Here is a 10,821-nt window from a genome sequence, read left to right as displayed (position 1 = left end):
AACGCCGCTGAGTGCGTGCGCCGGGTTCTCTTCGTCATCGTCTGGTTTCCTTTGTAGGCATTATGCCTATCTCAGAACCCAGCGATTCCACCTAACCGACTGTCCAGATTTCCGGGGCCACCTCTACCGAAACGTCCGACCCTGCCGTTCTCTATCAGGACATTCTCATTGGGCTCAAGACCGATCGAGGCATTAACAACGGTGAGCCGAGCCTCCATGCACGTTGTCTGGATGCAGCAGCCATCTCGCGTGGCGAGAGCATCACACACATTGGCTCGGGCACCGGCTATTACACGGCAATTCTCGCGCATCTCACGGGTGAGGCAGGACGTGTGACTGCGTATGAAATTAACCCGGCTCTTAGTGTGCGTGCAACATCGAACCTTGCTCATCTGGAACACGTCCGGGTGCTCGAAGAAAGCGGCACTAACGTTGTGCTGCCGCCATCCGATCTGATTTACGTGAGCGCGGGCGCGACGCATCCATTGGATAGCTGGCTTGACGCACTCAATGACGGTGGCCGTCTGATTTTCCCCTTGACGCCAAATCGTGGTCTCGGCGGCATGCTGCTTGTGACACGCGTTGGCCCCAACTCTTACGCGGCAAGGTTCATTTCGCCGGCGACGTTCATCGAATGCATCGGCGCCCGCGAGGATGCGATCGGGGAGTCTCTGGTCAGCGTGTTCGAATCGAATACGACTGCCGCGGTCAAGTCGCTAAGACGCGAAATGCCCGCAGACCAATCTGCGTGGTTCGTGGGGGTCGGTTGGTGGTTATCGACCTCCGAACCGGTCGATGAATCGATGCCGGCCATTTAGGCTGCTCATTCCCGAAACAGATTTACGGACCGGCTTGTACCAGCAAGCCATCGATAATGCCGTTATCTGCGAGATGAATACGCCAGATGGCAGATCCGGAAGCATGCGTAACCTGATAGATGTCCCAACCCTGGCTGCCAACCCCCAAAAACCGGACATTTTCAATAGGACCCCATCGCGTCATGTCTTCGGCCATTCTCGGCAGTTGCTCGCGTGTCGCGTCCTGTAAATCAGGGGACATTTCGGAGTATCTGGGGTGTCCCGACTGCAAGCTCTCGATGTTCCGGCGCAAAATCGCTTCGCTTCCCGGAGTGGCAGTCTGGCTCTTGACCTTTGCTTTCGCGGCCGGTCGGTTCCGCCGTCCACGCATTCTACGATCCGGGCAACCCCGTGAAACAAGAGCAACCAGATTGAAATGGCTCAGCTATACTTGTCGCAATGAAAATCCTGCGGACACTCTTCGTCTTGCTGCTGTGCGTGATGCTGCCCCTGAGCGGGCTGGCAGCTAGCGGCGCGACTGGCGCGTGCCCAATGGAATCTGCCATGGCCGGCGGCACCGCCTCCATGGCGGCTGAGATGCCCGGCTGCAATTCGATGAGTCCAACGTCCAGCGAACACGGCAAGTCAAAGGTATCGCTGTGCAAGGTAAGTGCCCAATGTCAGATGGGTAGCCTCTATCACCCCGTTTCTTCTCCCACCGTGACTCGACCCGCCGGGTCGTTTCTCCCCGTCAGCTTCCACTACACACGGTCGCTCTCCATCCGCGAGCCGGATGGTCTCTGGCGTCCACCGCAGTCCCTCTAACTCCATCGTTCTGGTTCACCGCTTCTGCGCGGTGATGTCGTTCCGTTTCGGGACGTGAGTTCGTGTGTCCGCTCGCGCGGCTATACGCGGCTCGACCATTCGAGGTTAGAACATGCTTTCCATCATTGGCACGCCGGCATCCCGGCGCGCCTGGGCTCGCTCATGTGCGGTCCTTTTCGCGTTCGGCCTCGCGCTTGGCCCGTTAGCGGGCCGCGCGGCGCAGGCCCAGGACGCGGGCTTGACGCTCGATGAGGCGCTTCAAATAGCCACCAGCCGCTCGTCCTCGATCCAGGCTGCGCAAGCCTCGGTTCGGGGAAGTTCGGACGTGGTCGTCAAAGCCGGGCAACTGCCCAATCCCACGCTGAATCTGAGTGTCCAGGACTTGCCCATCAATGGACCCAATGCCTTCACCATCGGGCAGGACAACTTCACCATGCGTGGCATCGGCATCCAGCAGGAATGGGTCTCCCCTGCAAAACGCCGACTGCAGACAACGCTCGCCGATCGTGCTGTAGAGCGGGACACATCGACGTACCTTGAAAAAGTAGCCGAGGTCCGTCAGCAAGCGGCCATGGCCTGGCTGAACGCCATCTATGCAAAGAAAGCTGTCACCCTGAGTGAGGCGCTGGTGGACCATCTGGGCCAGGAACTTGCGGCAAGGCAGGCGTCCTACCGTGGCGCAACCGGGACCGCAATCGATGTCGCCCAGGCGAACCTGACCCTCGGCAATGCCCGCGACGAACTGATCAATGCACAGCAGGACGAGAAGACCGCGTTGATTGTCCTGTCGCGCTGGACGGCGGCCGGCAACGTGCTGGATGTCGCCGGCGACCCACCGGACCTTGAGTCGCGTGTCTCTGGATTAAGCCCCGATCAACTCAGTCAGGTCCAGCCCACATTGATCGCGGCCCGTTCAGCCATCTCGCTGGCCGATGCCGACACCGACGTGGCCCGAAGCAACCGGAACCCGAACTGGACCTGGGGGGTGACCTATTTCCAGAGCGGCGGAAAGTTCCCGAACTACGTGTCGTTGGGCGTTTCCATCCCGTTGCCGATCCACCGAGGGAACGTCGAAGACCGCGACGTCGAGCAGAAGTCCGAGATGGGTACGCAGGCGCGGCTCGCTTATGAAGACACCGAGCGGCAGGTCGTCGCCGATATCCAGAGTCTGACGGCGAAGCTCGCGAGTGGCCGCGAGCGCCTGTCCAATCTGAGGCAAACCGTTCTTCCCGCTGCTGAACAGAAAGTGGAGCTTGCCAATGCCGCCTATCGATCCGGTGCCGGCACTCTCGCCGACGCGCTGGACGCGAGGCACATGCAGCTAGAAGCGGACCTTCAGGTTCTGAACCTTGAACGGGAAGTTTCCCTCGTCTGGGCGCAACTGGAATACCAGGTTCTGCCGCCCGACATGACCTCCGGCCGGTAAAGAGAAAAACATGAACCAGAAACTGATCGTACGCGCCGTTGCGGCTATGTTGACTGCCGCTGTGCTGCCAGGTGCCGGCTATGTGATCGGCGTCCATCGTGCTGCCACAGATGCACCCATGGCGTCAGCCGCAGCCGCGACTCCATCCGTAGCCGCAGACAAGGTAGATCCCAAGACGGGTCGCAAAGTGCTCTATTGGCACGATCCGATGGTACCGAACCAGCACTTCGACAAACCCGGCAAATCGCCCTTTATGGACATGCAGCTTCAGCCGGTCTTCGCGGACGAAGGCGGTTCAGGCGGTATCAGGGTCGACTCCACACTTCAACAGAATCTTGGCATCCGCTACGCGACCGTGGTCCGTCAGGACACCGCTGAAGGTTTCGATGCGATCGGAACCACCCAGTTCGACGAGTCGATGGCCGATGTCGTTCAGTCACGGGTGACGGGTTATATCGACCACCTGTACACAAGCGCGCCAATGCAACGTGTCGCAAAGGGGGCGCCGATTGCGTCGCTTTTCGTCCCCGACTGGCTGGCTCCGCAGGAGGAATACCTCGCGCTCAAACGTGGCGGCATGGATGCCGGCCTGCTTGCCGCCGCACGTGCGCGCATGCAGGCGCTGTCGATTCCAGACGGGCTCATTGCGAGCCTCGACCAAAGCGGCAAGGCGCAGACCCACGTCACGCTCTTCGCCCAGGAAGCCGGTGTGCTGACGGAGCTCAATGTGCGCGATGGTGCGATGGTGTCGCCGGGACAAACGCTCGCCAAAATCGCGGGTCTTTCGAAGTTGTGGCTAATCGTCGAAATACCTGAGTCGCTTGCGTTGCAGGTGCGGCCCGGCATGCTGGTCGAGGCGACCTTCGCTGGCGCCGCTTCGCAGCACTTCAGCGGCCACATCCGTGAAATCCTGCCGGGCATCAGTCCGGACAGCCGGACGCTGCAGGCGCGCCTCGAAATCGATAATGCGGGTCAGCGGCTGACTCCCGGGATGCTGATGCGCGCACGGGTCAGTGGGGCGAAACCGGTCTCGCGGCTGCTTGTGCCGTCCGAAGCGGTGATCACGACCGGCAAGCGGTCGATCGTCATCGTCAGGAACGGCGATGGACGGCTGCAGCCTGTCCAGATCACCGTCGGCAACGATAGCGGCGACAGCACCGAAGTGACGGGCGGGCTGACCGAGGGCCAACAGGTCGTCGCATCGGGTCAGTTCCTGATCGACTCGGAGGCGAGCCTGACCTCCGTGCTGCCGAAACTTGAAGGCGGCGCGGCACCCGGGGCGTCGCCTTCGGCGCCCGTTTCTGCCCCTGCGCCTGCTGCCGCGCAAACCTACGAAACAACCGGCAAGGTAGAAAAAGTCACCGCCAGCGACATCACGTTCTCGCACCAGCCCGTGCCGGCGCTGGGCTGGGGGGCGATGACCATGACCTTCGGCAAACCGTCTCCGACCGCCTTTCCGGACGTCAGGGTGGGCGAATCCGTGCATTTCGTCTTCAAGCCGTCCGACGATGGCTACCAGTTGACGCAGGTCGAACCGGTGGGAGGCACGAAATGATCGCGCGCATCATTCGCTGGTCGATTTACAACCGCTTCCTCGTGCTGCTCGCAACCGTGCTAGTGACCGCGTGGGGTGTTTACTCGCTGACCCAGACGCCGCTCGACGCACTGCCTGATCTGTCCGACACGCAGGTCATCATCAAGGCCTCCTATCCGGGCAAAGCGCCACAAGTCGTCGAAGACCAGGTGACGTATCCGCTCACTACAACGCTGCTTGGTGTGCCTGGCGCCACCACCATTCGCGCCTATTCGTCGTTCGGGGATGCATTCGTCTACGTGCTGTTTGACGACAAGACGGATCAGTACTGGGCGCGTTCGCGCGTGCTCGAATACCTGAATCAGGTGCAGAGCCGTTTGCCCGCCGGTGCAACCGTCTCTCTTGGACCTGACGCGACGGGGGTGGGCTGGGTCTACGAATACGCGCTGGTTGACCGTACAGGCAAACATGACCTTGGCCAGCTTCGGGCCTTGAACGACTGGTTTCTGAAATTCGAGCTCAAAGCCGTACCGGACGTATCGGAAGTGGCGAGCATCGGCGGCATGGTGCAGCAATATCAGGTCGTACTCGACCCGGACAAGCTGCGCGCCTACGGTATCGCAGAGGGCGCTGTCGTGGATGCTATCGGCAGGGCGAACCAGGAGTCGGGCGGTTCGGTGGTCGAACTGGCCGAGTCGGAGTACATGGTCAGGTCATCGGGCTATCTGCACTCGCTCGACGATTTCCGCCGTATCGTGCTGCGCACGAACGACACGGGTACCCCCGTGTTGCTGGGTGACGTCGCGCGCATTCAGATTGGCCCGGAAATGCGCCGCGGCATTGCCGAACTGAATGGCGAAGGCGAAGTGGCCGGAGGTGTAATCGTCATGCGTTCTGGAAAGAACGCGCTGACGACCATCGAAGCGGTCAAGGCGAAGCTCGCCGACCTGAAGAAGTCCCTGCCGCCGGGCGTGGAAGTTGTGACGACGTATGACCGCTCGCAGCTCATCGAACGGGCAGTCGACAACCTCCAGGACAAGCTCATCGAAGAGTTCATCATCGTCGGATTGGTCTGCGCGGTGTTCCTGTTCCATCTGCGCAGTGCATTCGTCGCGATCCTGTCGCTGCCGCTCGGGGTGCTGGCCGCATTTATCGTGATGCGCTATCAGGGTGTCAATGCAAACCTGATGTCGTTGGGCGGAATTGCGATCGCGATTGGCGCGATGATCGATGCAGCCATCGTGATGATCGAGAACGCTCACAAGCATCTGGAAGCGTACGATCATCGGCACCCGGATACGCCGATCACGACCGCCCAGCGGTGGGAACTGATCGCGCAGTCCGCCGCCGAGGTCGGGCCGGCGCTGTTCTTTTCGCTGCTGATCATCACGCTGTCGTTCATTCCGGTCTTCTCGCTCGAAGGTCAGGAAGGGAAGCTGTTTGCGCCACTCGCGTTCACCAAGACCTATACCATCGCGGCGGCTGCCGGCTTATCCGTCACGCTTGTGCCGGTGCTGATGGGCTATCTGATCCGCGGCCGGATTCCGCATGAGAACGCCAATCCGATCAACCGGGTACTGATCAGGCTGTACCGTCCGTTGCTCGAAGCGACGCTGCGCCGGCCGTGGGTTGCGATCGGGCTGGCAGTCGCCGCGCTCGCCGTCACGATGATTCCCGTGTCGCGGCTCGGTGGCGAATTCATGCCGCCGCTCGACGAAGGCGATCTGCTTTACATGCCTACCGCGTTACCTGGCATCTCGGCAGACAAAGCCGCCGAACTGCTGCAACAGACGGATCGCCTCATCAAGACGGTTCCCGAGGTGAAGACCGTGTTCGGCAAGTCGGGACGTGCCGACACCGCGACCGATCCCGCGCCGTTCGAAATGTTCGAGACCACCATCCAGTTCAAGCCGCGCAGCGAATGGCGGCCTGGGATGACCCCCGAGAAGCTGGTGGATGAACTCGACGCGCGGGTGAAAATTCCGGGCCTCTCGAACGTCTGGGTGCCGCCGATTCGCAATCGTCTGGACATGCTGTCGACCGGCATCAAGACGCCCGTCGGGGTGAAAATATCCGGCGCGGACCTCGGGCAGATCGACAAGATCGCAACGCAAGTCGAAGCCGTCCTGAAGAACGTTCCGGGCGTCACGTCAGCGTTGGCGGAACGCCTGAACGGAGGTCACTACATCGACGTCGATATCGACCGGCTAGCGGCCGCCCGTTATGGCTTGTCGGTGGCCGACATCCAGTCCGTCGTATCGACTGCTGTGGGTGGCGATAACGTCGGCGAAGTAGTCGCGGGTCGCGAACGCTTTCCGATCAACATCCGCTATCCACGAGAGATCCGCGACTCGGTCGACAACATACGTCAGTTGCCGGTTGTAACGGACCGCGGCGCACAGATCACGCTGGGAGACGTTGCCACGATCAGTATCTCCGATGGGCCGCCGATGATCCGCAGCGAGAACGCCCGGCTATCAGGCTACGTCTACGTCGACATTCGCGATACTGACTTGCAATCGGCGGTGAAGGCCATGCAGATCGCTGTTGCGCAGCACGTTGTATTGCCACCGGGATATTCGATCGCGTGGTCGGGGCAGTTCGAATACCTGGAGCGGGCGGCGGCGAAGCTGCGAACGGTCATTCCTGTGACGCTGGTGGTCATTTTTGTGCTGCTGTTCCTGACCTTCAATTCGGCGGCCGACGCGCTACTGCTGATGTCGACGGTGCCATTTGCACTCGTCGGAGGGTTCTGGTTGATCTGGATGCTCGGGCACGCAGTGTCCGTCGCCACGGCGGTTGGATTCATCGCGTTGTCGGGCGTGGCAGCCGAATTCGGCGTCGTGATGCTGCTCTATCTGAAGGGCGCGCTCAATCGCCGGCTCGACGAAGGTCAGCCCTTTACCGAAGCGACCCTGGTCGACGCTATCCGCGAAGGCGCGGTTCTGCGTGTGAGACCTAAGGCGATGACCGTCGCGGTCGTGCTGGCGGGGCTCATCCCGATCATGTTGGGTCATGGTTCGGGATCCGAAGTGATGCAACGGATTGCCGCGCCGATGGTTGGCGGCATGGTCACGGCGCCGCTCCTGTCGATGCTTATCATTCCGGCCGCCTGGCTGTTGCTGCAACGCCGCCGCGTCGCGCGCATGAAAGTCGACACGCAAGAAACGCTTCAACCTCACGTAGTACCCACTGGCACGCTTGTGCCGCAAACCCACTCTGGAGAAAACCAATGAAGAAGTTGATCACCCTGACGGCTGCGTTCTGTTCCGGTCTTACGCTCGCCGGTGCGGCGCTGGCTGCGGACGACATGGCCGGCATGCAGATGAACAGCGGCGCAACGAATGCCATGGCGCCGAACGACGCCGCGCTCACCGACGCGGTCGTGAAGAAGGTGGATCCGTCCACCGGCATGGTGACGCTTCAGCACGGCGAGCTGAAGAACATCGGCATGTCGGCGATGACGATGGCCTATAAGGCCAAGGATGTGTCGATGGTCAAACAGGCGAAGGAGGGCGAAAAGGTCAAGGTTCGCGTTGAAAACGTGGATGGCACGCTGACCATCGTGAAGCTGCTGAAACAGTAAAGGTTCGTGGTTGCACAGCGATGCGTCGGCGCCTTGTCCTGCCGCTAACGCATTGCTGTGTCAATGCTGACGGTGGTCCGCTGCCTGACAGGTTTAGTCTGCTATACGTCGTCAGTTTGCGTTCGCAATGTCTGCGGCGAAACCCATAGCGGACACCCTGGTTCATTCCATGGATGGCTTGAGGGGGCAACCAGGGCCGGTTATCACCAGACCTTCGAGACTTTCACGCTCCCACTGTCACTCCAACCAGCCAGCCGGGCCTAACCAACCCGGCTAACCGGCCACGACTCCAGATGGGCAGACGAAGTTGCGCTGCCGAGCCGGAAAACTAATCGCAATGGTTATTTGTCGTCGTGCGCATAACCATCCGACGTCGTATCGACGCTCACGCGGATAAGCACTCCACTGGTTCCGGTTATGCCGCCGCCCTGGAAGGTGAGGGAGCCTTCTTTCTTGTAAAAGGTTTCAAAACGATAGGCATCCTTTCCAAAATAGAAGGGGATAAATGCCTTGCCCGTCGAGTAACTGTGAGAATCGTTAGGCATACCGATCAAGTCCTGAACTTCCTTTTGCCCCATACCAATACGAATTTTCGCAAATTTGCTGTTCTTGGCAGGCACGCCGATAATTTCCCCGTCGATCTGGCCGGCACGGACCTTCTGGATGGGGCGGCCGTCGGCGGTTGAAGCCGACTGCTGGGTGTTTGCTGCCGTAGACGTGGAACCTTGCGGTTGGGATGAAGACTGCTGCAACGCCGAGCAGCCACACAGCGCGGCTGCAAGACCAATAGCGGCGATAATTTTCGTATTCATGAAGTTCCCGATTTTTATTATTGCAGTGTTTTGAAATATATTTTCTTGCCCAGTTTCGCGAGGTGCCGGTTGAGCGAGCGTCTGGATCGTGTTCGACCGTAGTCCGCCGGTGATTGATGCATAACCGGCGCATTACCAGCCCAGAAATAATATCGGATTAAAAAACGAAAACTTTAGGTCTGCGCCTGACTTTCTTTCGTCCGCCCGTGTCCGTGAAAGCCACGGCCGGCGGGATGCTCGCCGGGCGATCCCCCTGTTATCGGACGGCATGACAGACGCAGTGCTGATCCGTACCCGCGCGAGGCATTCTAAAATTTATTCGATTTGAGTTAATTGCGTATCCATTTCGCATAAATTGGGTCGTTCAATTCGGGCTGCCGTTTTTCCCGTCATGGGCTTGCCTCAAGCGTAGGGGTTCGATCAATGCGCCTTCGACAGCCCGTTACACCCCGTCGTACTAACGACACCAAAGGCTTCACCCTGATCGAAGTGCTGATCGCGCCGGCGATCATCGCCGTCGCGCTCGGTGCGGCGCCGGTGGCGGTCGGCGCGCTCGCCACCCGTACCGGTGACGCGCGGCGCATGAAGCAGGCCCGCCGCCCAGTATATCGACCGGCCCATCTCCGTTCAGGGTTTACGTTGCCGGACCGATAACCGCCCGGAATCGCTTGCGCGCAATACGCGATTGGATAAGGTGGCTCGGCGTACTAGACTTTCCGGGAGCGGACGGCGTCCGCGGGGTTCGCTTGCCCCGAGTACGCCAGATCTGACTCATTCAAAATACCAAAACGGAGACATCACGTGAGATCGAAAGTGGCCTGCGGCATTCTTGCCGCCGTGGTTGGCATTGGCTTTGGCGGCGGCGCCGCAGCCCAGGTAGCGACCGGCGACACCTCGTCGACCAAACTCGCGCTCTCCAACAATTACGCGGGCAATAGCTGGCGTCAGGCGATGCTCAAGAGCTGGTCGAATGTCGCCGACACCGCCGTCAAGAACAAGGTAGTGGCCGCCGCGCCCACCTTCACCACCGCGGAGAATCAGGCCACCGAGCAGGTTCAGCAGATGCAGAATCTGATCTTGCAGGGCTTCAAAGGCATCGCGGTGGATGCCGTCTCGCCGACCGCGCTCAACGGCGTCATCAAACAGGCCTGTGGCGCAGGGGTGACGGTGGTGTCGTTCGACGGCATCGCGTCCGAGCCCTGCGCGTATCGCATCACGGTCGATTTCCGCCAGCTCGGTTCGATGCAGGTCGATTATCTGGCGAAGCGTCTGAACGGCACCGGCAATCTGCTGGAGATCCGTGGCCTCGCGGGAGTATCCGTGGACGACGAAATTCATCAGGGCATCGTCGATGAGCTCAAGAAGTATCCGGGGCTCAAGGTCGTCGGCTCGGTGCATGGCGACTGGACCCAGACGGTGGCGCAAAAGCAGGTGGCCGGCATTCTGCCGACGCTGCCGAAAATCGACGGTGTGGTGGACCAGGGCGGCGATGGCTTTGGCGCCGCCAAGGCGTTCGCCGAGGCCGGCCGTCCGACGCCGATCATCATCCTCGGCAACCGTCAGGAAGAGCTGGCGTGGTGGGCCGATCAGCGCAAGAAAGGCAGCTACGAGACCCTCTCCGTGACGATTCCGCCCGGCTGCTCGACGTTCGCCTTCTGGGTGACGCAACAACTGCTGGCCGGCAAGAAGCTGCCGCACGACATCCAGATGCCGTTGCTCCAGGTGAAGGCGGATGAACTCGATACGGTGCTCGCCAAAACGCCGCCGGGCCAGCTCGCCAACAAGGAATACACGCGCGACGAAGTGCTCAAGGTAGTCGACTCGAAGTAAGGCGCTCGGTC

9 protein-coding genes are annotated in these 10,821 nt (G+C 60.6%); 8 read left to right on the top strand and 1 reads right to left on the bottom strand.

Translation table 11 applies throughout. From position 1 onward, the window contains the following. The first annotated feature begins 107 nt into the window (after window positions 1-107). The 6 genes from FQ755_RS05040 to FQ755_RS05015 all read left to right on the top strand — a co-directional run bounded on the left by FQ755_RS05040 (window position 108) and on the right by FQ755_RS05015 (window position 8,168). A complete protein-coding gene (locus tag FQ755_RS05040) occupies window positions 108-818 on the top strand; it encodes a protein-L-isoaspartate O-methyltransferase family protein (RefSeq protein WP_144151540.1) in 711 nt (236 codons plus the stop codon). A 438-nt stretch (window positions 819-1,256) separates the two neighbouring features. Beyond that, window positions 1,257-1,622, top strand: a complete 366-nt coding sequence (locus FQ755_RS37970) for a hypothetical protein (protein ID WP_144151537.1) — start codon at window positions 1,257-1,259, stop codon at window positions 1,620-1,622. 112 nt (window positions 1,623-1,734) lie between these two features. Beyond that, window positions 1,735-3,048 carry a TolC family protein gene (locus tag FQ755_RS05030; RefSeq protein WP_144151534.1) on the top strand — a complete coding sequence of 438 codons (1,314 nt, stop codon included), beginning with the start codon at window positions 1,735-1,737 and terminating at the stop codon, window positions 3,046-3,048. Between the two features lie 10 nt (window positions 3,049-3,058). Continuing rightward, entirely contained in the window at window positions 3,059-4,603 is a 1,545-nt protein-coding gene (locus tag FQ755_RS05025; RefSeq protein WP_144151531.1) for an efflux RND transporter periplasmic adaptor subunit, read from the top strand. Then, entirely contained in the window at window positions 4,600-7,818 is a 3,219-nt protein-coding gene (locus FQ755_RS05020; protein WP_144151529.1) for an efflux RND transporter permease subunit, read from the top strand. The genes FQ755_RS05025 and FQ755_RS05020 overlap by 4 nt, the downstream gene beginning before the upstream one ends. Further along, window positions 7,815-8,168 (top strand): copper-binding protein, encoded by a 354-nt coding sequence (locus tag FQ755_RS05015; protein ID WP_144151527.1) that lies wholly within the window; start codon window positions 7,815-7,817, stop codon window positions 8,166-8,168. Before FQ755_RS05020 ends, FQ755_RS05015 begins: the two co-directional genes overlap by 4 nt. Before the next feature lie 341 nt (window positions 8,169-8,509). Here the strand turns inward: FQ755_RS05015 and FQ755_RS05010 are convergent, their stop codons facing one another. Then, window positions 8,510-8,980: a hypothetical protein gene (locus tag FQ755_RS05010; RefSeq protein WP_144151525.1), complete on the bottom strand. Its 471-nt coding sequence runs from the start codon at window positions 8,978-8,980 to the stop codon at window positions 8,510-8,512. 423 nt (window positions 8,981-9,403) lie between these two features. On the opposite strand from FQ755_RS05010, the gene FQ755_RS38615 reads away from it, so the two are divergent. Both FQ755_RS38615 and FQ755_RS05000 read left to right on the top strand, forming a co-directional pair. After that, window positions 9,404-9,634, top strand: coding sequence for a prepilin-type N-terminal cleavage/methylation domain-containing protein (locus tag FQ755_RS38615; protein WP_144151523.1), 231 nt, complete (start codon window positions 9,404-9,406; stop codon window positions 9,632-9,634). A 159-nt stretch (window positions 9,635-9,793) separates the two neighbouring features. Then, complete coding sequence (locus tag FQ755_RS05000; RefSeq protein WP_144151562.1) at window positions 9,794-10,810, top strand: ABC transporter substrate-binding protein; 1,017 nt, start codon at window positions 9,794-9,796, stop codon at window positions 10,808-10,810. Window positions 10,811-10,821: the final 11 nt, after the last annotated feature.

Origin of the sequence: Paraburkholderia sp. BCC1885 (assembly GCF_900996235.1) — a bacterium.
Lineage (GTDB): Bacteria > Pseudomonadota > Gammaproteobacteria > Burkholderiales > Burkholderiaceae > Paraburkholderia.
The sequence above is the reverse complement of the archived record's forward strand: the minus strand, read 5'-3'. Positions and strand labels throughout refer to the sequence as shown.